Origin of the sequence: Rhodococcus sp. P14 (assembly GCF_000256505.1) — a bacterium.
In the GTDB taxonomy this organism is placed as follows: Bacteria; Actinomycetota; Actinomycetes; order Mycobacteriales; family Mycobacteriaceae; genus Rhodococcus; species Rhodococcus ruber.
In genome coordinates, this window is the sequence record NZ_AJFC01000371.1 from 1 (window position 1) to 21484 (window position 21484).

At 64.8% G+C, this 21484-nt stretch carries 21 protein-coding genes; 18 read left to right on the forward strand and 3 right to left on the reverse strand.

From position 1 onward, the window contains the following. Together OEY_RS29520 and OEY_RS0125845 are read left to right on the forward strand one after the other, a co-directional pair. On the forward strand, positions 1–323 hold a 323-nt coding region (locus OEY_RS29520; protein WP_010596633.1), incomplete at its 5' end, for a cupin domain-containing protein. Positions 324–504: 181 nt separating this feature from the next. Then, a complete protein-coding gene (locus tag OEY_RS0125845; protein ID WP_010596634.1) occupies positions 505–1254 on the forward strand; it encodes an SDR family NAD(P)-dependent oxidoreductase in 750 nt (249 codons plus the stop codon). A 143-nt stretch (positions 1255–1397) separates the two neighbouring features. On the opposite strand, the gene OEY_RS0125850 is transcribed toward OEY_RS0125845, so the two are convergent. Then, positions 1398–2438 (reverse strand): zinc-binding dehydrogenase, encoded by a 1041-nt coding sequence (locus tag OEY_RS0125850; protein WP_162294068.1) that lies wholly within the window; start codon positions 2436–2438, stop codon positions 1398–1400. A 542-nt stretch (positions 2439–2980) separates the two neighbouring features. Here OEY_RS0125850 and OEY_RS0125855 point away from each other — a divergent pair. The 9 genes from OEY_RS0125855 to OEY_RS0125895 all read left to right on the forward strand — a co-directional run bounded on the left by OEY_RS0125855 (position 2981) and on the right by OEY_RS0125895 (position 12212). Continuing rightward, on the forward strand, positions 2981–3811 hold the full coding sequence (locus OEY_RS0125855; RefSeq protein WP_237713797.1) for an ABC transporter permease: 831 nt from the start codon (positions 2981–2983) through the stop codon (positions 3809–3811). Beyond that, a complete protein-coding gene (locus OEY_RS0125860) occupies positions 3808–5025 on the forward strand; it encodes an ABC transporter ATP-binding protein (protein ID WP_010596638.1) in 1218 nt (405 codons plus the stop codon). Before OEY_RS0125855 ends, OEY_RS0125860 begins: the two co-directional genes overlap by 4 nt. Before the next feature lie 463 nt (positions 5026–5488). Next, on the forward strand, positions 5489–6001 hold the full coding sequence (locus tag OEY_RS0125865) for a hypothetical protein (RefSeq protein ID WP_010596639.1): 513 nt from the start codon (positions 5489–5491) through the stop codon (positions 5999–6001). Positions 6002–6144: 143 nt separating this feature from the next. Continuing rightward, the gene (locus OEY_RS29525) at positions 6145–6789 is read left to right on the forward strand and encodes a TetR/AcrR family transcriptional regulator (protein ID WP_010596640.1); all 645 of its coding nucleotides are present in this window, start codon (positions 6145–6147) and stop codon (positions 6787–6789) included. Between the two features lie 122 nt (positions 6790–6911). Beyond that, positions 6912–8054: a thiolase family protein gene (locus OEY_RS0125875; protein ID WP_010596641.1), complete on the forward strand. Its 1143-nt coding sequence runs from the start codon at positions 6912–6914 to the stop codon at positions 8052–8054. A gap of 357 nt (positions 8055–8411) precedes the next feature. Beyond that, the gene (locus OEY_RS0125880) at positions 8412–9281 is read left to right on the forward strand and encodes a fumarylacetoacetate hydrolase family protein (RefSeq protein ID WP_010596642.1); all 870 of its coding nucleotides are present in this window, start codon (positions 8412–8414) and stop codon (positions 9279–9281) included. Beyond that, positions 9278–10924, forward strand: coding sequence for a class I adenylate-forming enzyme family protein (locus OEY_RS0125885; RefSeq protein ID WP_029540240.1), 1647 nt, complete (start codon positions 9278–9280; stop codon positions 10922–10924). The genes OEY_RS0125880 and OEY_RS0125885 overlap by 4 nt, the downstream gene beginning before the upstream one ends. A gap of 80 nt (positions 10925–11004) precedes the next feature. After that, positions 11005–11742 carry an SDR family NAD(P)-dependent oxidoreductase gene (locus tag OEY_RS0125890; protein ID WP_010596644.1) on the forward strand — a complete coding sequence of 246 codons (738 nt, stop codon included), beginning with the start codon at positions 11005–11007 and terminating at the stop codon, positions 11740–11742. Beyond that, positions 11742–12212 carry a MaoC family dehydratase gene (locus tag OEY_RS0125895; protein ID WP_010596645.1) on the forward strand — a complete coding sequence of 157 codons (471 nt, stop codon included), beginning with the start codon at positions 11742–11744 and terminating at the stop codon, positions 12210–12212. Before OEY_RS0125890 ends, OEY_RS0125895 begins: the two co-directional genes overlap by 1 nt. Before the next feature lie 461 nt (positions 12213–12673). On the opposite strand, the gene OEY_RS29530 is transcribed toward OEY_RS0125895, so the two are convergent. Next, positions 12674–13033, reverse strand: a complete 360-nt coding sequence (locus OEY_RS29530; RefSeq protein ID WP_443216049.1) for a CocE/NonD family hydrolase C-terminal non-catalytic domain-containing protein — start codon at positions 13031–13033, stop codon at positions 12674–12676. Beyond that, a complete protein-coding gene (locus OEY_RS29200) occupies positions 12918–14360 on the reverse strand; it encodes a CocE/NonD family hydrolase (RefSeq protein ID WP_157180025.1) in 1443 nt (480 codons plus the stop codon). The genes OEY_RS29530 and OEY_RS29200 overlap by 116 nt, the downstream gene beginning before the upstream one ends. A 360-nt stretch (positions 14361–14720) precedes the next feature. On the opposite strand from OEY_RS29200, the gene OEY_RS29205 reads away from it, so the two are divergent. From OEY_RS29205 to OEY_RS31000, 7 genes are all read left to right on the forward strand, one after another. Next, complete coding sequence (locus OEY_RS29205) at positions 14721–16148, forward strand: DUF3500 domain-containing protein (protein ID WP_083847069.1); 1428 nt, start codon at positions 14721–14723, stop codon at positions 16146–16148. Positions 16149–16500: 352 nt separating this feature from the next. Beyond that, positions 16501–16812, forward strand: coding sequence for a WhiB family transcriptional regulator (locus OEY_RS30100; protein WP_010596650.1), 312 nt, complete (start codon positions 16501–16503; stop codon positions 16810–16812). A gap of 47 nt (positions 16813–16859) precedes the next feature. Then, positions 16860–17555 carry an MBL fold metallo-hydrolase gene (locus tag OEY_RS30105; RefSeq protein ID WP_237713798.1) on the forward strand — a complete coding sequence of 232 codons (696 nt, stop codon included), beginning with the start codon at positions 16860–16862 and terminating at the stop codon, positions 17553–17555. Further along, positions 17552–19912 carry an FdhF/YdeP family oxidoreductase gene (locus OEY_RS29210; protein ID WP_010596652.1) on the forward strand — a complete coding sequence of 787 codons (2361 nt, stop codon included), beginning with the start codon at positions 17552–17554 and terminating at the stop codon, positions 19910–19912. The genes OEY_RS30105 and OEY_RS29210 overlap by 4 nt, the downstream gene beginning before the upstream one ends. Before the next feature lie 12 nt (positions 19913–19924). Continuing rightward, positions 19925–20083 carry a hypothetical protein gene (locus tag OEY_RS31315; RefSeq protein ID WP_157180027.1) on the forward strand — a complete coding sequence of 53 codons (159 nt, stop codon included), beginning with the start codon at positions 19925–19927 and terminating at the stop codon, positions 20081–20083. After that, positions 20071–20940, forward strand: coding sequence for a formate dehydrogenase accessory sulfurtransferase FdhD (gene fdhD / locus OEY_RS0125930; protein ID WP_010596653.1), 870 nt, complete (start codon positions 20071–20073; stop codon positions 20938–20940). The genes OEY_RS31315 and fdhD overlap by 13 nt, the downstream gene beginning before the upstream one ends. Positions 20941–21003: 63 nt before the next feature. Further along, positions 21004–21162 carry a hypothetical protein gene (locus OEY_RS31000; RefSeq protein WP_192811091.1) on the forward strand — a complete coding sequence of 53 codons (159 nt, stop codon included), beginning with the start codon at positions 21004–21006 and terminating at the stop codon, positions 21160–21162. The last annotated feature ends 322 nt before the right edge of the window (positions 21163–21484 follow it).

Sequence of the window (21484 nt, forward strand, 5' to 3'; positions counted from 1 at the left end):
TGAACTACGCCGAGATGGACAGTGGCTCGGCCGGCCCCGGGATGCACATTCATCCGTTCGACCAGTACTACCTGGTTATCGAGGGCGAACTCACCGTCGAGGTAGCACTGGAAACCCATGTCGTCGGGCCCAACACCCTAGTCGTCCTTCCCGCGGGAGTCCCGCACCGGCAGTACAACGCGGGCGAAGATACCGAAAAGCACCTGGTCGTGCTCTCGCCGGCGCCGCTGCCCGATACCCCCTGGGATCAGGGGGTGGACTTCGTCGCCAACGGGGAGGTACACACCGGACCGAATCAGCTGGCCCCACCCGTCACGGCCTGAGCCGCCTACTTCCACAGAAGAATCCGACAGCCGGTGGGTGACAACGTCACCCACCGGCTCGGCGTTGTGGTCCACCGATCCCCGCATCGAGCACGGTGGCCCCGTCAACTGCCCAGCACCCACGTCCATCACCGCCACGGGAAAATACCCTTGTGCGGCAATCATCGTCAGGAGTTGTGTCATGTCAAAAGTCGCCGCAATCTTCGGGGCGGGCACCGGCCTCGGACTGTCGGTTGCCCGCCGTTTCGGTCGGGAAGGCTTCCGGGTGGCGCTCGTCGCGCGTCGCAAGGATCGGCTCGACGCCCTGGTCGCACAACTGGCCGACGAAGGCATCGAGGCCACCCCCTTCGCCGCCGACCTGACCGTGTACGAGGACATCGCCGACAGCGTGCAAGCAATCCGCGACCACTTCGGGCGCCTGGACGTCGTCGAGTACGGCCCGGTCAGTGGCGATCTGAAGTTCTCCCCCGCAACCGAGCTGGATGCGGCAGCCGTGCAGGAGCTGACGCCTCTACTGTTGCTGACTCCGGTCGAGATCGTTCGCGCCGTGCTGCCCGAGATGATCGAACGCGGTGACGGCGCAATCCTGCTCACCCTCGGATACTCCGCACTCGAACCCATGCCGTACATGAGCGGAGTAGGCCCGGTGATGGCGGCCGCCCGCAACTACTGGTACTCCCTTCACGGCGAGCTGGCCGGCACCGGTGTCTACGCCGGAACCCTCACCGTCGGAGCCATCATCGAACGCAGCGAACTCGGCGAGGCCGCCACTGCCCAGGCCCAGATCGCGGACACGTCGTCACCGGCCACGTTCCCCAACGGTGTCGAGATCACCACCGTCGATCCCGACGAACTCGCCGCCATCTACTGGGACATGTACACCGCCCGCGACGGCGTCGAACGCGTGTACCCGCGCGAGCTCACTCCGTAGCACGATGGCATAGCCGCTGCCGAGAACGCGATGGCCCCCGAGCTCATCAGCTCGAGAGCCATCGTTGTCAGTATCGGCATCTGACGCTGCCCGGCCCTCCCGAAACCTCCGTATCAACCTGACGCAGAAACTGGGTTCGAGGTCTACGGGACGACGACGGCCTTGAGCGGCTCGCCGCGGCCGACCGCGTCGATCGCACTTCTGGAGTCGTCGAGCCCGTAGCGGTGCGTCACGACTTCACTCATCGGGAACGACGAATGAAGCTGTTGCGCCAGCTGCACCGTGCGGTAGTAGTGCTCGGGTTGCGCGAACTGAGTACCAATGACCTTCAGGCTCCTGTTGTTGATGTGATGCGGAGCAATCGGATACGTGCCCTGATCAGCCCACAGCCCCAGCACAAGGAACCGGCCGTTGCGCGCAACGAGGTCGAGGCCCTCGACGAAGGCCGAGATGTGGCCGGCGGCCTCGACGACCACCGACGGACCCCGCCCCCCGGAAAGCTCACGAATCTGCGCTGCACGGCCTTCGGGGGTGGTCGTGTCCAACGCGATCGTCGTAGTCGCACCGAAGCGCTTGGCGAATTCGAGTCGGTGTGCCGGAGCGCCGATAACGATGACCTCCCGCGCACCGGCAAGGTGTGCCAGCAAGGTGGCGGCGATCCCGACAGGCCCGCACCCCTGCACAACGACGACGTCACGTGGGGTGATGCCACCGAGTCGGTCGATGCCCTGCATAGCTGCGGGCAGACCGCATCCGAAGGCGATCACCGCTTCGGTGGGCGTGTCGTCAGGTATCCGGTAGAACATCGAACCCGCATCCATCCAGGCGAGGTCGCCATAGGTCGACGCACTCGGGATATCAGCCGTGACAGGCCATCCGAGATTATCGCAGGAGGCGAGATCCCCCTCAACGGTGCAGTAATAACAGTGATGGCACGGTCGCATGGGTGCCCAGTAGACCCGGTCCCCAATCTCGATGGGCGTGCCCGCGCTGTCGGTCGTCACACCGTCACCGAGTTCCTCGACTACCCCGACACCTTCGTGCCCGAGGACGATTGGCAGAGGCAGTGGCACTTCGCCGCGTACCAGGTGCGCATCGGTGCCGCAGACTCCGGCCATCGTGACACGGACGATCAGACCTCCTGGAGGCGGATCCGGCACTTCCCGCTTCTGGATCTCGAGCACATCGGGTGCGGTACACACGGCGTACCTGCTCACTCGCTGCATGTCTTCTAACTCCTTACCTACGCTTTAGGATCCTGCGATCACCTACGCCGAGAATCCCCCGTGGCCGCGGCGACGGACCTCTAGCCTGGGGCGTGCACTTGGTCAGCGGCTATCCGCTACGCGCAGCGTTATCCAGGTGGCGTAGAGCGCCGTGCCACATGACCCGAACCGCGCACGCATGGGTCGTTGCCTCGTTCCGGGTCGATCACGCTGCTAGAGCGCAGATCTCGACGGGTTTGTCGCAGACCAGCGCCGGACCCCGCGATGCCGGAGACGAAACCTGCGGCGTCACGGGTGGCATGCTGATGCATCACGAAGCCACCGCGCTGAACAGGTGCAGGCTCGATCAACGGGGTCACACGTCCGTCGCACCGTAGTTTCTGGGCCATCGAGACGGTGCCGGTCGTCACGGCCCTCACGAGCGAGCGGCCCCGGCGTGAGGGCCGGACGGTCGGGGCTGCACAAGGAGATACCGCAGAAAGATGGGATACGCAGGGTTGATGATTGTGCGCGAACTGCGCGACTCGCGTGAGCTCCTGGCGAATCTCGCACGTCGCGAGATACGGGGCAAATACAAGGCGACCGCCCTCGGTCAGCTGTGGTCACTGGCGAACCCGCTGGCCGCCATGGCCATCTACACAGTGGTGTTCGCCTACATCATCCGAATCCGGCCGGCGCCGGGAGATCCCAGCGGGCTCGACGTATTCGCGTTGTGGTTATTGTGCGCGCTCCTGCCGTGGACGTTCTTCACCAATGTGGTCAACGGCGGAATACTCTCGCTCGTAGGCAACGAGAACCTCATCAAGAAGGTGTTCTTCCCCCGGATTGCCCTAGTCGTCGCGAACTCGGTGGCTGTGTTGTTCGCCTGGTCGATCGAAATGGCGGTGTTGCTGGTTGCTCTGCTGATCGCCGGGGCGCACGTGCTGCCGTGGCTGCCGCTGGTGGTGGTGTTCATGGTCTTGATGTGGCTATTCGCCACGGGAGTGTCGATGATGGCGGCCATTGGCAACGTCTATTTCCGGGATACACAACATTTCGTCACCATCTTCTTTCAGGTGTGGTTCTACCTGACACCCATCGTGTATCCAGCCTCACTCGTGGGCGAACAATCAGAAAGACTCGGCCCGGTCGTCGGGTCGGTGACAGTATTCGACCTCTATCAGCTCAACCCGCTCGAGCAGTTCGCGCAGGCCTTCCGCACCCTCCTCTACGACAATCAGTGGCCCGCACTGCCCAACGCGATGGCATGCGTCGTCTGTGGCGTCGCCGCCTTCCTCCTCGGTTGCACGATCTTCAAAAGGCACGAGAAGGGACTGGCTGAGGCGCTATGAGCGATCCTGCTGTCGTAGTCGAAGGCGTCTCCAAGAAGTTCCGGATCTATCATGAACGCAATCAGACGCTCAAGAGTGCGGTGATGCGCCGCCGGAGGTCGGTGCATGAGGACTTCTGGGCTCTCGAGGATGTGTCCTTCGAGATCCCGGCCGGTTCGACCTTCGCACTGGTGGGCGACAACGGCTCGGGCAAGTCCACATTGCTCAAGTGCATGGCCCAAATCCTCTACCCGAGCTCGGGTACCATCACCGCCCATGGCCGGCTCGCCGCATTGCTCGAGGTGGGGTCGGGTTTCCATCCGGAATTGTCGGGACGCGACAATGTGTATCTCAACGGGTCGATCCTGGGGATGACGCGGCCGGAGATCGACAGGAAGTTCGATGAGATCGTGGACTTCTCGGGAGTCGAAGAGTTCATCGATCAACCGGTCAAGAACTATTCCTCAGGCATGTACGTGCGGCTGGGGTTTTCGGTGGCCATCAACGTCGATCCGGAGATTCTGTTGGTCGACGAAGTGCTGGCAGTCGGTGACGCGGGGTTCCAGCACAAGTGTGCGGAGAAGTTCGCACTGTTCCGGCGAGAGGGACGAACCGTCGTGGTGGTGTCGCACTCGATGCCCCAGCTTCGAGGTATGGCGGACCATGCTGCGTGGCTCCGGCAGGGTGCACTCGAAGACGTGGGGCCCGCGAACGTCGTGCTGGAGAGGTACCTCGATTCCACCCGCGCCGACGTTCGGATCGAGTCGGACGGTCGCGTGCAGTGGGGGTCGGGCGAGGCAGTGGTCGACCGGGTGGAAGTGCTCGACAGTTGCGGGAAGCCCTTTCCTGAGGTGGTTCCCAGTGGTGCGGAAATTCTCCTGCGCTTGCATTACACAGCGACGCAACGGATTGACAATCCCGTGTTCGGGTTCTTCGTCGAGGCTGGCGATGGCACATACATCTGGGGAAACAACACACGGGACGTGCACTTTCGTGTGGAGCACATCGAGGGTGCCGGGGCTGTCGATTTGAGAATTCCAGCAATTCCCCTGGCCGTAGGTGAATTCATGGTGGGCGGCTCCGTCATGGATTTCTCCGCGCAGCATGTCTTCGACTGCGTGCGTGATGCGGCTCGTATCAACATCGGCCGCGGTCACCCAGTCGAATCGGGTGGATACATCACCATGGGTGGTACGTGGAGTGTTTCTCTCGGATCAGCACTGACGCAGCCGTGAGCCGGATTCCCGTGCACCGTAGGTAGGTCGGCGAGCCACGTTCTGCCAGATCCGTCCACAACGACCTCGGCCACGCACTGCTTGCCGAAACACAGACACCCAGCGATGTACGGACACCGGATTCCACTCATTCGCTCGGGGTCTTCGCATCTCTGCGCTCAAATCCGCTGCACCACTTGCGCTGATTGGACAGCGCAGCGCTATCTAGATAGCGCTGCACCCCAGACTCACCGATAGTGATCCACGTCACCGCACCCAGGAAATGTGACATGGATCCGCCGCGGTGCTTGCCCAGGACGGGCCTCGACCGAGAAACCAGAGTTAGTCACGTGCTGGCCGCGTCGACGCTGCCACCGCCGAGCGCCCGGACGATCCACTCGAGACGGGCCTGCGCTATCCGGATCCACCCGCCGGTCGGACGCGCACATCACCTTCGGTACATCAAGAGACAGGAATTGAGTTCATGACAGACACCGTTGAATCAGACACTCCGTTGCGGGCACTGGGCCTTCGAGCCCTCGGTACCGCGCACACCTGGCTCGCTATCGGCGGGTCGGCGTTGATCGCCATCGCACCCCTGGGGATGCCCTGGATCCACACCCCCGCCAACGACGCCGCCAACCTTCCTGCGGCGGATCTGAGTTTCGCCGACCTGCGCACCCTCACCGGCCAGGGCGCCGTCCCGACCAACACACTCCAGCAGGCGTATTTCGGGTGGCTGGCCTGGCCCCTGATCGTGGTGACGCTCCTCGCGGCCGCCGCCATGATCGCGATCCGCACATCCTGGTCGGCGATCGCGTTGGCGGCGGTGAGCGTGGCCGCCCTGGTGGTGACAACGTTCGCAGTGAAGGGTCCATTGACGTGGTCGGCGTTCCTCGACCAAGCCCCCAACATGCGAATCGGTGGCGTGCTCGTACTCGTCGGATGGCTCCTCACCCTGGCGGCGGGCGCGTCGGGGTCGCGGGGACGCGCCTGAGCACTCACTCGGGCCCGAGGAGGACCGATCCGTTGCCGGATCGGGTGTGGGGATCCGCCGGCGCCGCCCGCCCGGCAGATCCCCCAGGTCAAGAAAAGTGACACTGAATTTACAAAATGCGGAGAGTCGCTTATGTTGGTCTCGTGGCTTCCCCCAGAACCGTCGAGCAGTCCGACGATTCGCGGCTGCCGTCGACGACCAAGGGTCGAGGCACCCGTCAGCGGCTGCTGTCGGCGGCCACCGACCTGTTCGACCAGCACGGCTATGCGGGTGTGCGCGTCAGTGACATCACCGAGGCTGCAGGTTTGTCGCCGGGGGCGTTCTACCGATACTTCACCGACCGTCGTGAGCTGATGTTGGTGCTCCTCGAAGAGCTCACCGCGGAAGCGTTCGATTTCGTGCGATTCCCTTGGGACGAAAACGATCCGATGGAGTCGGTCTTCCGGTCCACCCAGCTGTACTTCGAGTTCTACGAGGCACATCGGCCCCTGTTTGCGATTCTGGTCGAACTCGGCCAGACCGACCCGGACGTCGCGAACATCTGGGCCTCATCCCGCAAGGCTTTCTACTCACGCATCGCCCAGTCACTGCGCCGGGGAACCGATGCGGGCAAGTTGCGAGTCGACCTCGACATCAATGTCGCTGCCGAACTCATGGGCGGCATGACCGAGTTCTATGCCTTTCAGCGCTTCGTCCTCGATGATGGCGTGACCACGGCGGTTCCCATCGACGAGAGCACACGCAACCTCGTCGCGATCTGGACCTCGGGTCTGGTCCGCCACACCTAGAAACCAGTACGCGAGTGCGTCGGCGACGTCCGCTTCCCGCGTCGACGCCCTGCCGCAGCCGGGCCCGACGCCGGCGGGATCGAAACCGCCCTCTCGCACCATCACGCAGAAGTGAGTCAAGAATGAACGACGCCGTCATTGTCGCCGCCGTACGCACCCCTGTGGGAAAGAGGAACGGCGCACTGTCCTCTCTCCATCCCGCCGACCTGTCAGCCCACGTGCTGGAATCGCTCGTCGATCGCACCGGAATCGACCCGTCCGTCGTCGACGACGTCGTGTGGGGGTGCGTCAGTCAGGTCGGCGAGCAGACCTTCGACATCGCCCGCACCGCGGTCTTGTCGGCCCGCTGGCCGGAGAGCGTCCCCGGCACCACCGTCGACCGGCAGTGCGGTTCTTCTCAACAGGCGGTGCATTTCGCCGCCGCCGGACTGATCGCAGGTCAGTACGACGTGGTGGTTGCCGGTGGGGTCGAGAGCATGTCGCGGGTGCCCATGGGATCTGCCGCCGGGTCGGACAATCCGCTGGGGCAGCGCTACGCGCACCGTTATGGGCCGGAGTTCCCGAGCCAGGGCATCGGTGCCGAGATGATCGCCGACAAGTGGGGCCTGTCCCGCCGCACTCTCGACGAGTTCGCACTGCAATCGCACGACCGCGCCGCTGCCGCCGCCGACGACGGGCTGTTCGCGGATGAGATCGCACCGATCGACGTCGACGGGCAGACCATCACCGCGGATGAGGGAATCCGGCGCGGCGGCACCCTGGACCGGCTCGCCCAGCTCCAGCCGGCGTTCCGTCCCGACGGCCGCATCACCGCCGCCAACGCGTCGCAGATTTCCGACGGCTCGGCGGGTTTGCTGATGATGACCAGCGAAGCAGCCGCCCGCGCGGGCCTCGTTCCCCTCGCCCGGGTCCACACCGCGGTCGTCGCGGGGTCGGCGCCGATGCCCATGCTTACCGGTCCGATCCCGGCGACGCAGAAGGCGCTGGCCAAGTCGGGCCTGAAGATCGGAGACATCGGTACCTTCGAGGTCAACGAAGCGTTCGCCTCGGTGGTCCTGGCGTGGGCGGCAGAATTCGACGTCGACATGACCCGCGTCAATCCCCGTGGCGGTGCGATCGCACTCGGTCATCCACTCGGCGGATCCGGTGCCAGGTTGATGACGACCATGCTCTCCCACATGCGCGCGGAGAACATTCGCTACGGGCTGCAGACCATGTGTGAGGGCGGCGGGCAGGCGAACGCGACCATCCTGGAACTTCTCTGACCCACTGACGCGCCAGACGCATCCATTCGGCCGGTCGACCATCCAGATGATGGCCGGCCGGATGCGATTCCGCCCTCGCGAGGCCTCAGTCCCAGGGCTACGCGCGATCCTCGGTCGGGGGACCAGGGGCGATGGGAGCGACACACGGCGCGCACCGGGATTGTTGCGTCGAGCGGACAGCACCGCGTGGAACGGATAGCGGGGACCGCGCTACCCGAGAAGAGTCGTCCACGTCACATCATCGATGGGAGCTTGCATGTTTAACACCACGCCGACAGGTAGGGCGTCTCGCGAATCCACCTTCCCCGCACGAACAGCGATCGGCACGCCTGCGGCCCGCCGGGACGGAGGGCTCCGATGAAGCTCCTCACCTACCGCGTTGACGGCAAGGACTCCTTCGGCGTGGTGACCGCGGACGGGGTCATCGACGCGGCGGCTCTCCTCGGCGGCGCTGCCACCTCGCTGCGCGAACTGCTTGAACGCGACCTGACGGGTCGGCTCGCCGAACTGAGCGCCGCTGCCGCACCCACCTACTCACTCGACGAGATCGAGTACCTGCCACCGATCCCGGATCCCGCCAAGATCTTGTGTGTGGGCGTCAACTACGCCGACCACCGCGCCGAAACCGGTCAAGCCGAGTTGCCGACGCATCCGACCATCTTCAGCCGGTTCGCGGACACCCAGGTCGGGCACGGGCAACCCGTGGCTCGGCCGGCGAACTCCGAGCAGCTGGACTACGAGGGCGAGGTCGCACTCGTCATCGGGCGGGCGGCCAGCGCCATCGAGACCGACGACGACGCGCGCGCCGCGATCGCGGGACTGTCGTGTTACAACGACCTGAGCGTGCGCGACTGGCAACTCCACAATTCGCAGTGGCTGCCGGGCAAGAACTTCCACGGCGTGGGATCGTTCGGCCCCTATCTGGTGACGATGGACGAGTTCGACGATCTCCCCTCGGTCCGCCTGACCACCCGGGTCAACGGTGAACTCCTGCAGGACGCGAAGCTGGACCAGCTGATCTTCGGGTTCACCGACATCCTGCGCTACGTCACCGGGTTCACCCCCCTCGCTCCCGGTGACGTCGTCGTCACCGGCACACCGGGTGGGGTCGGTCTGGTCGCCGATCCGCCCCGCTTCCTCGCACCCGGCGACGTGACGGAGATCGAGGTCTCGAATATCGGTGTGCTCCGGAACGAGATCGTCGCACCCACGGGTAGCTCTCGATGACAACCCGTCCGTGGTCGAGCACTTATCCCCCGGCCCTTCCGGCAGTCATCGATCCTCAGTTCGGATCGATGCTCGATGTGTTCCGGTCCACGGTGGCGACCGGTCCCGACAACATCGCCATCGCGTACTTCGACGGCACGATATCGTTTCGTGAGTTGGACATTCGTTCCGACGCCCTGGCTCTCGCTCTCGTCGAGGGCGGCTTCGCCCCCGGCGACCGGCTCGCGATCTACACCCAGAACAACCCGGCCTTCGTCGTCGGACTGATTGCCGCCTGGAAGGCCGGTGGCATCGCCGTTCTGATTAACCCGATGAACAAGGCCCGCGAGGTCACCTATCTGCTGACCGACTCCGGCGCCACCGCCCTGTTGAGTCTCGATGATCTGTACGCCACCGTCGCCCGCGAGGTCGTCAACAGTGGGCAGACCGCGGTCACCCAGGTCGTTGTCACCTCGTCCCGCGACGATCAGACGCGGGGCGATCCCCGGGTGCTGCGCGTCGGCGATCCCGTCGACATCGCCGGTGCGCAGCGGCTGACCGACCTGATCGAGCGGTTCCGCGGCCAGAAACCGACGGCGGTCCTTTCCGACGGGCCGGCACAGCCGGCGGTATTGACCTACACCTCGGGAACCACCGGGGTGCCGAAGGGCGCGGTGAACACTCACGGCGGGCTGGCGTTCAACAGCCAGACCTATCGTGACTGGATGGGGCTCGACGGCGAGGACGTGATCCTCGGCATCGCCCCGTTGTTCCACATTACCGGCCTCGTCGGTCACGTCTGTCTGTCGTTGCTTCTCGGCGCCGAACTCGTCCTGCTGCACCGTTTCGACGGGGCGGTCGTGGTCGACGCCATCCGTGAGCACCGCCCGACCTTCACGGTCGGCGCCATCACGGCGCTGAGCAATCTCGCGTCCGTGGCGGGCGCGAGCAAGGACGACTTCTCGTCCCTGCGAGTCGTCTACTCCGGTGGCGCCCCGGTCTCCCCCGAGATGCACGCAGATCTCCTCTACAAGACCGGGATGAATGTGCACAACATCTACGGGATGACCGAGACCACCTCCCCCACCCACGCTGTCCCGCTGGGGGTGCCGGCACCGGTCGACCCGGACACTGGTGCACTCTCGGTCGGGGTGCCCGTGTTCAACACCGGAGCGCGTGTCGTCGACGACAACGGTGTCACCGTGCCCGCCGGGCAGATCGGCGAGATCGTCGTCTCCGGACCACAGGTCATACCCGGCTACTGGAACAAGCCGGAGCAGACCGCGGAGAAGCTGATCGGCGGTGAACTGCGCACCGGGGACGTCGGATTGATGGACAGTGCCGGATGGTTCTACCTCGTCGACCGGAAGACGGACATGATCATCGCCTCCGGGTACAAGGTCTGGCCGCGTGAGGTCGAAGGTGTGTTGTGCAGCCACCCTGACGTCTACGAGGCCGCGGTGATCGGTGTCGAAGACGCCTACCGCGGAGAAACGGTGAAGGCGTTCGTGTCCCTGAACCCCGGAGCCACGACCAGTGCGGAAGACCTGATCGCGTTCAGCAAGGAGCATCTGGCCGCGTACAAGTATCCCCGCATCGTGGACATCATCGAGACCCTGCCGAAGAACCCCGCAGGCAAGATCCTCCGCCGCGAACTGCGCTGAGTACCAAATCTCGAGCACACTCGCCCTGTCCCTGCGATCTGCATCTCGCGTTATTCCACCATTGAGTTAAGGACATAGCAATGAAGAACGTATCGTTCGACTTCACTGGCCAGTCGGTCATCGTCACCGGAGGTGCCCGCGGGATCGGCCTCGAACTCGGCCGATTCTTCGTCCACTCCGGTGCCGAGGTTTTTCTGGTGGACTTCGACGCCGACGAGGTCGGGAAGGCCGCCGCCGAGATCGGTGCGCGCGGTGTCCACGCCGATGTGAGCAGCACCGCCGACATCGAGCAGGCCGTCGAGCAGGTCATTGCCGAGACCGGCCGGCTCGACGTCATCGTCAACAACGCCGGTATCCTCCGCGACAAAGTGCTGTGGAAGCTCACCGACGACGACTGGGAACAGGTCCTCGCCATCCACGCCGGCGGCACCTTCCGACTCACCCGTGCGGCCGTGCCGCACTTCCGTTCCCAGGGCTACGGCCGGGTCGTCAACGTCACCTCGTACACCGGTCTACACGGCAACACCGGTCAGGCAAATTACGCCACCGCCAAGGCCGGCATCATCGGTTTCACCAAGACCGCCGCCAAGGAACTCGCCCGGTTCGGTGTCACCGTCAACGCCATCTCCCCCAACGCCGAAACCCGCATGGTGGCCTCGATCCCGGACGGTAAGAAGGCCGAACTCGCCGCGGCCATCCCGTTGGGTCGCTTCGGCGATGCCACCGAGATGTGCGCGGCCGTCGGGTTCCTCGCCTCTCGGGAGGCCGGATACATCACCGGTGTCGTGCTGCCGGTCGACGGCGGCATCTCGATCTGATGGCCACGTTCACCTACGACGCACTCGCCGGTGCCGCCGGCACCGATCTCGGTCACAGCCGGTGGATCGAGATCGATCAAGACCGCATCGACGCCTTCGCCGACGTCACCGAGGATCGCCAGTGGATCCACGTCGACCGCGAGCGTGCCGCGCAGAGTTCCTTCGGCTCGACCATCGCCCACGGCTACCTCACGTTGTCGCTGGTCGCGGGGTTCCTCGACGAGATCTTCCATCTGGAGGACGTCGGTATGTCGATCAACTACGGCACCGACCGGGTGCGTTTCCCGCACCCGGTCAAGGTCGACAGCCGCGTACGCGGGCACGGTGAGATTGTCGACGTGGCTACCGTGTCGACCGGTCTGCAGGCCACCGTGCGGATCACGGTGGAGATCGACGGCGTCGAACGGCCCGCCTGTGTCACCGACGTTCTGATCCGCGTCATGCCTGCTCGTGACACCTCGCTGGTCTGACGTTCTGGACGGCGCGAGAGAGGGCCGCCGAAGGCTCGTAGCCATCGGCGGCCCTTTTGGCGCATCAGAACTCATGCGCCGGAATGGATACCGCGCTAGATCTTGGCGCTTCGCTTGCGTCGCGTCCGTGTGGTGACACCGTGCTGGTGTCGCCGGCAGGCCTCGGACAGTGTGCCGTGCACGGTGGTTCCGAGGTGCCGACCATTGCGATCGCGGTCGACAATGGCAGCGAGCCGCTGGTAGAACACAGCACGCGGTAGTCCGAAGTTGACGAAAACTTCCTCGTCCGCGGGTCCGCCGAAGGGGCCCACACCACGGCGAACTTGACCAGAGCGTCGTCGTCTGGGGTCAACACGTGGAAATCATCTTTCTGATCGGGTGTCGTCGAACGCTCGGCAGCGACGAGACATCGGGGTACTGAAGGGCGCTGGGTCCTGTGCGCAGAATTCGTACTGCTTGCGTTACACGCGACTGACCGTGAGACGTGAAACGTACGGCTCTCCCGTGTGGACCGTCACGCTACCGGCCTCGGAGAGCGGGTCCTCCTCGAACACCGGCGGCCCGGTAACCAGTGCGGCCGTGGGCAGCAGATCTCGCGCCGAGATGACGAGTTCGAGTTGCTCTCCCGCGTGCCAGATCATGCCCATGGGCCAGATCGGCACGTCCACCGAGACCACCTCGCCCGGAGTCAACGGGCACGCCCGCTCATGCCGGTGCACGGGAGCCAGGGCGGTGGACACCTCGGTGTCCAGCTCGCGATGGGATGCTCGAAGCTGACCCTTCGCGCCGGGAACCGGGACACCCATCGGCAGGAACGGCAACAGCGGCTCGCCCGCCGAATCCAACTTGCGCACAAAGACGTAGAGATCGACATCGGGCGCGCTCCGATTCGATGAAGAGCCGCAACGCCATCGGGCCGGTCAGCTCGGTGTCGCTGGTGAACGGCATGCGGAACACGGTCATCCCCTGTTCGGCGTTGAAACTGGTGCTCGCTGCCGCCTCCGGCGACCGTGTGGACAATTGGGCGGTCGCAGCATCGAGAAAGAGCGCGGTTTCCTCTGCGCGGGCCAACGGCCACTGCTGTTCGGGCCGGTCGATCAGGTCCGTCCCGCCGGGGTCGAGGATCGCCAGACGCACGCGGGGAGTGTGCGGCCAATCATTGGCCTCACCCTTGACCACGTGGTCGAAGAATCGCAGGAGATCGTCCTCGTGCTCGTACTGGTCCGGCCACTCCAGGGTGTTGTGCACCCTGAGCCACGACCGGCCCTTGTCGAGCCGGGCGAACGCGTCCAGGGTGCCGCGCACGTGTAATGGGTTGGTCCAACTGGCGACGACGGAGGCAGGTACGTCGATGGCCTCGACGTCGGCGATCTTCGAGCGCCAGTAATCGTCGAGGAGCGGGTGCTTGTCGAGCATCGCGACAGCGTCTTCGACTTCGTTGCGACCGTAGTTGTTTGCCACCAGCACCTCGACGAACCCCGTTTCCGGGATGCCGCCGCGGCTGCAGAGGTCACGGTAGATGCCGGTGAATCCCTCCCAGGGGGCGATTGCGACCAGGTGTGGCGGCCGGAGCGCCGCAATACGCCACTGCATGGCGGCCAACCACGAGTTGCCGGCCAGGGCGACCGCGCCGGTGCACCAATCCTGGGCGGCGATCCACTCGACGACGTCGTAGCCGTCCTGCGCTTCCTGATCGCTGAAGAATTGCCCGCGCCCTTCTGATTCGAACGCGCCGCGTGGGTCGATGTGGACGACCGCGTAGCCTTCGGCGCACCAGAATGCGGGGTCGGGGCCTTCGAACTTCTCCAGGCCCGATGTCGCGGTCTCGGCGACGCCCGCACGATTCGGGAACAGGTCGTAGGTCCAGAATCCACCCTGCTTGCCGTAGGGGCTCCACACCAGGATGGCGGGAACCGCGGTTTGGGCGGTCGGCCGATAGACGTCGGTATAGATCGTGGTGCCATCCGGCAATGTCAGCGAGAGGTCCCGGTCGAGTTGGATGTCGCAGCTCAGGGGGCGACCGTTCGGTGAGTAGGTGGTGCCTGATTGCAGCACCGAATGGCCCGGCCTATGGCCTCGCCAGTTGGCCTGTGGACTCTCCGGTGGGGTCGCCTGCCGGTAGATGACCTCATTCTCGTGGACTGACATTGAAATGCTCCCATCGTGGAGAGACCAGTTGAGTTCGGCTCCCGACCATGCCCGCTGCGGCGCAGCGGACAACCGAAGCCCGGGGCACCAGGGCGGGCTCTTGCCTGACCAGGTTTGTTCTCCCACCATGCGACGGCCGAGGATTCGCCGCTATCCGTCTGACGCAGTGTTGTCCGTCACACGCAGACTGTCCGTCCGCTCGACTCGGCTATCGACGCATATTTGCGGCGACAGGGGTTCACGGTTGCGCTGACGGGATAACGGCACGCCAAACGGATAGCGGCCGAACCGCGGATCTCGCAGAGTGCTCTGAGTCACTTGGAGAAAGAGAGGAACTGGCGCCCTAGCGGGCCGATCCCAATGCGCGACTCGCATGTGCCGCGATGCGCAGGGAGCCGACTATGCGCTCGCAATGCCGACACCCGGCTCCGGAAACAGATCGCGAGTTCCGCGACGACACTGGTGGAAAGACAGAGGTCACGAACAATGTCCACACCCAATAACGACGGCGACGCAGCACGGTCCCATTGGCGGGGCGCCGAGGAAGCAGCGGCGTTGCAGCCGTCGGCCGGCTACGGCGGTTTCGCGCCCCGCCCACCGGGACTCTTCGCGATCAAGCGCGGCATCGTCGATGCGTCCACCCTGCCGGAGCCACTCAAGCACGTATTCCGGGAGTACGACGAGAACCTCGCCTCGCCCTTCGTGGGCTTGACCAGCGATGGCAACGTGATCCCAGACCTCTATCCCCTCCGTGACACGGGAATCTCCACGAAACCGATCGCGGAAGCCGGTCGCCGGTATGTCGACCTACTCGACGCCTCCGAACGCGCGAACGGCATCCTCCCCATCGACTCCCCGGCGTGGCGAGGCTGGATCAACGCCTTCGCACCCCGCCCACCGCACGGACTTCTGCTCGATGAACTCTCCCCGGAGCAACGCGACGCCGCGCTGGCCGTGTTCGAGGCAGCACTGTCGCCGCAGGGTTTCGAGCAACTGCGGAACAACATGCGGATCAACGCAGCACTCGGCGAGATCGCACCCGGATACGAGGACACCCTCCGCGAATACATGTACTGGTTCACGATCTTCGGCGAGCCATCCGACGACCAACCTTGGGGGTTCCAGCTCTACGGTCACCACGCCTGCGTCAACATCTTCATCATCGGCGGCCAACTCACAGTCGGACCGATGTTCCTCGGCGCCGAACCCCGAGTGGTCGAGGGCGGCACCCACGCCGGGATCCGGGCCTTCGACACGGAGTTGTCCCTTGCGCTCGCCGTGATGGACAGCCTCACACCCGAGCAGCGTCAGAAGGCAGTGCTGTCCGAGTCGGTGAAGTGGGCCGACCTGCCGCCGGAACTCGCACACCCAACCGAGGGCCGCATGCGCGGTTCGGTGGCACGGGACAACGCGGTCGTTCCCCTCGACGGGATCAGCGCGACCGAACTCAACCCGGAGCAGCGGAAGCTGCTGCGGGCGCTCATCGAACACTACGTCGACCGCCTCCCGCAAGAGCACGCGCAACTGAAGATGGCAGAGATCGACGCACACTTCGACGAGACAAACTTCGCCTGGGCAGGCGTCCCGAACGTCGAGGAACCCTTCTACTACAAGATCCAGAGCCCCGTGATCTTCGTCGAAGTCGACGCACACTCTGGGATCTTCCTATCCAACGACGACCCCAAGCCCTTCCACATCCACAACATCGTTCGCATCCCCAACGGCAACGACTACGGTCACGCCTGGCTACAGCAGCACCAAGAGCAGGAGGAAAAAAGCACGTCGTGACGCGGGTCCGGGACGGAGTCGAATCTGCCCCGGCAGCAGAGCGAAACTCTGTTCTCACGCACGTCGGCAGCAGTTCCCGAACCGTCCTGCTGACCGTCCTCATGGCACCCGGCAGTGACAACGATCCGACAATCATTCTTCGCGATCGATGTCGTCGAGCCAGCAGGCTTCGACCCTTGCCCTCGATGCCATCAAGGATGTCGGTGAGTCCTCGAGATGGGCTGGTGCCCGTCGGGCGATGATACCGAGTTCGGAGTGACCCTGGTCCAACTCGACCTCGGTCGGGACCCCGCTTACATCCCGATAGACACGTCGCAGTTTCCATCTCGATACCCCGACCACGAGGTCCATCATGGCCGCCGCCGCGTTGCACGCTCCCAACCTGCAGTACGAGAGCACTCCCGTCGCCGACACCAGTTGGCGTCACCGTGGGGCCTGCGGCTACTACGGGCCCGCACTCTTCTTCGGACTGGACAGCGAAGGAGAACCCGCCGGTGATCGACTTCGTCGAGAACGGCGTGCCAAGGCCATCTGCAGCAGATGCCCGGTGCTCGTCCTCTGCCGCGAATTCGCGCTTCAGTCCGGCGAATTCGGAATCTGGGGAGGTACCACGGAGCGAGAACGCCGGTGCATTCGCGACAAGAGAGCCCGCGCATGCACCTGAAGGTGATCTCCCACGATGCGCCTTCCCCGATCACTGACAGGTAGCACATGTTCAAGTCCGGTAGCGGCCGTCGCATCGATTTGCACGACTTAGGAATTATGAACACTGCAGAAAACCACGCGGTACACGGATGGTTCCGTTTCGACCGCGTTTCCAGAAACCACAGCGCTGACGCGAGTACCAGCAACCGGGCATCGTCATCGCCTGCTAACTGCTGGGTGCTCGGTGACGACCACGATGTGGTCGTCGTCGATGCCCCGGGTGAGCCGGAGACGATTGTCGCTACGGTCGGAGATCGCCGCGTGACCGCCGTGATCTGCACCCAAGGTGGCCACGCACATACCGCAGCCGCAGTCGATGTGGCGTGGACGCTGTGCGCACCGGTTCTACTGCATCCAGCCGATCACGCCCTCTGGGAAGAGACACACGAACAGTCCCGGTATTGGCGACTCGAGGACGGCCAGCGCATCGCTGTCGCCGGCGAACAACTAGAGGTCATGCACACCCCGGTCACCACTGCAGGCTCTGTGTCACTGCACTTTCCGAGGCTGAAGACCTTGTTTACCGGCGACGCTCTCGGGTCCGGTTGTGAACCGTCCGACCATTGTCCTCCGTGGTCTCCGGAGTTGTCGTTGCTGTCGGATCTCCCGGACAACACCTACGTGTATCCGGGACACGGAAGCAGTTTCCTGCTCGGTGAGATTGCTTCACCGACCGATCGATGGGTGCGACACAGCGCATGACCGACACCACCGACCCGCTCGTCTACGACGAGAACGATGTGCAGATCACTGCTCCGAAGACCTATGCCGCCGGGATACCGGCGGTGCTGGTCTCCTTGCGCCACGGCCTCGAACAGATGGGCCCGGTGCGCACCGCCCGCACCCTGGCGAAGCTGAATCAACGGCACGGTTTCGACTGCCCGGGCTGTGCCTGGCCGGAAACACCCGGCCACCGCAAGCTCGCCGAATTCTGCGAGAACGGCGCCAAGGCCGTCGCCGAAGAAGCCACCACCCGCACCGTCGACCCGGACTTCTTTGCGCGCCATTCGGTACCGGAACTGCTCGAGCGCACCGACTACTGGCTCGGCCGCCAGGGCCGGCTCACGCACCCGATGATCGTGCGCCCCGGCAGCAAGCATTACGAGCCGATCGGCTGGGACGAAGCGTATGCGGTCATCGCCGATCATCTCCGTGCCCTGCCGGACCCGGATCGGGCGATCTTCTACACCTCCGGGCGTACCTCCAACGAAGCGGCCTTCGTCTACCAGTTGATGATCCGGGCGTTCGGCACCAACAACATGCCGGATTGTTCGAACATGTGCCACGAGTCCTCCGGCACGGCCCTGTCGGAGACCATCGGTATCGGCAAGGGCTCGGTGTCGGTCACCGACCTCGAGCACGCCGACCTGATCCTCGTCGCCGGCCAGAATCCGGGCACCAACCATCCGCGCATGCTGTCGGTGCTGGAAAAGGCCAAGGCCCACGGCGCGAGGATCATCGCGATCAACCCCCTGCCCGAAGCGGGGCTGCTGCGCTTCAAGGACCCCCAGAAGGTCCACGGCGTCGTCGGCCACGGGGCGGCCATCGCCGACGAGTTCCTGCAGATCCGCCTCGGCGGTGATCAGGCCCTGTTCCAGGGTTTGGCGAAGCTGCTGCTCGACGCCGAGGACCGCCATCCCGGCACCGTCCTCGACCGCGCCTTCCTCGAGTCCTCCTGCACCGGTTTCGAGCAGTGGGCCGAGCACATCCGGGCGGTGGACCTGGGCACAGTGCTCACGGCGACGGGTCTGACCCGCATCCAACTCGACGCCACCGCCGCCGCCCTGATCGAATCCAAGTCCACGATCATCTGCTGGGCGATGGGTTTGACCCAGCACACCCATGGCGTGGCGACCATCGAAGACGCCGTCGCGCTGCTGCTCATGCGGGGGATGATCGGCAAGCCCGGAGCCGGGGTGTGTCCGGTGCGGGGGCACTCCAACGTCCAGGGTGATCGCACCATGGGTATCTGGGAGAAGGCGCCCGAATCGTTCCTGCAGGCCCTCGACGACGAATTCGGCATCAGCTGCCCCCGTGCGCACGGTTTCGACGCGGTCGATTCGATCCGTGCCATGCGCGACGGACACGCATCGGTGTTCATGGCCATGGGCGGGAACTTCCTGTCCGCCACCCCGGACACCGACGTCACCGCCGTCGCGCTGCGCACCTGCGCCCTGACCGTGCAGATCTCGACCAAACTCAACCGCAGTCATCTCGTGCACGGGGCCACCGGGATCATCCTGCCCTCCCTCGGCCGCACCGACAAAGATATCCGCGGCGGGCGCCGGCAACTGGTGACGGTGGAGGATTCGATGTCGGTCGTGCACCTCTCCCGCGGTGGTCTTCCTCCCGCGAGTGAGCATCTGCGCAGCGAAGTGGCCATCGTGTGCGAACTCGCCCAGGCGTTGTTCGGGCCGGAGCATCCGGTGCCGTGGGCGTGCTTCGCCGACGACTACGACAGCATCCGCGATGCCATCGCCCGGGTGATCCCCGGTTTCGAGGACTTCAACACCCGGGTCCGGCAACCGGACGGGTTCGTCCTGCCCCATCCACCGCGGGACGAGCGCCGCTTCGACACCGCTACCGGCAGAGCCACGTTTGTCGTCAACGACCTGCACTGGCTGCCGGTGCCCGAGGGGCGGGTGATCCTGCAGACCCTGCGCAGCCATGATCAGTACAACACCACCATCTACGGCCTCGACGACCGCTATCGCGGCATCACCGCCGGCCGACGCGTGTTGTTCATCAACACCTACGACGTCGACACCCTCGGATTCGTCCCGGGCCAGCGGGTGGATCTGATCTCCGAATGGACCCGCCCCGACGGCACCGTCGAAGAGCGGCGTGCCGAGGACTTCCGGCTCGTGCCCTATCCCACCCCGATCGGCAACGTCGCCGCCTACTATCCCGAAACCAATCCCCTCGTCCCCCTCGATCACGTGGCCCGCAAATCCAACACCCCGGTCTCCAAGGCGATCACCATCCGCCTTGAGCCCCACGCGAGATCCGAGGACGTGCCGGAGATGTCCCGCCGTGAACTCGATCCCGCTCCTACCTAAAGGCACACCTCGATGCTGACCTTGATCGCCCACGCCGTCGTTGCGACCGCCCACCTGCCGTTGCGCTACCTCGGGGTGTCCTTGCCGCTGCCTGCACCCGGGATCGAACAGCGTGTACTGGTAGGTCATCACGGCATTCACGAGGATGGATTCGATCCATGGGACGAGTAACCACCCGCACGCGGATCACCCGGCTCGAGGGGCAACGCCGGTCGGTGCGGCCGGACACCGTGGTCGTTGAAGAACCCCTCGAAATTCGCCTCAACGGCACCGCGCTGGCGGTGACGATGCGCACCCCGGGCTCCGATATCGAACTCACTCAAGGGTTTCTGCTCACCGAAGGGATCATCACCGACCGCGACGACATTACCGCGATCCGCTACTGCAACAGCACCGACGAGCGCGGACGCAACACCTACAACGTCCTCGACGTCGACCTCGCCCCCGACGTCGACCTGCCCGAGACCGGGCTCGAACGCAACTTCTACACCACCTCCTCGTGCGGGGTGTGCGGCAAAGCCTCCCTCGACGCGATCCGCCAACGCACCCGCCACTCCCCTGCCCACGACCCGGTCGTCGTCGATCCGGTCGTCCTGGCGACGATGCCGGACACGCTCCGGCACGCCCAGACGACCTTCGACCGCACCGGGGGGCTGCACGCCGCAGGGTTGTTCACCGCCGAGGGGGACCTGCTTGCCCTACGCGAAGACGTCGGTCGGCACAACGCCGTCGACAAGATCATCGGCTGGGCCGTCGAGCATCGACGGTTGCCATTGCGCCGCACCGTTTTGGTCGTGAGCGGACGCGCCTCCTTCGAACTGACCCAGAAAGCCGTCATGGCCGGCATCCCCATCCTGGCCGCCGTCTCCGCCCCCTCATCCCTGGCCATCGACCTCGCCCACGACGCCGGCCTGTCCCTCATCGGTTTCCTTCGCGGGGACACCATGAACATTTACACCCACCCGAACCGGCTACACAGCTGCGACCGATCCATCAACGCGTCATACCCGCCCCCGAGCTCCACCTGACCTGCCCCTCCCACCATGTGGACGAGAACACAAATAGACCCCCATCGAGCACAGGACCTCCAGATGACATACCGCCGCAAGACCGTCGACCCCGTCGCCGCCAACAACGATCTCACCGACATCGATCTCGCCGCAGTGGTCGAGGCGCTGACCGGCGAACCCTTCGACCATGCCGAACCCGACTCAAAGCGCCGCGCACCGCGAGGTGACACTCGCCGCTGATCACCTGGGCCGGGACGGTCGCGAGGACCTCCCCACTGGGCAGCTAATCCTGGACACCCTGCGTATCACTTGATCGACGGCTCTCGGTACTCATTCCCGTTCCCTACCGGGCCCGGCCCTCGGCATGAAACGCACACCCTCACCTCGATACTGTCTTTGCTGATGATCGACACTCGTCGCCTTGAATGCTGGCAATGGTTGCGTCGCACGCTCCGCGTGCAATGCGTGCAATGCGTGCACGAGCTGTTCCTGCCATAGAAGACCTTCGCGTCAGCCCGCTTTGCCGGTCTCAGCGGTAGGCCCGGCAGACGGTGATCGCGCT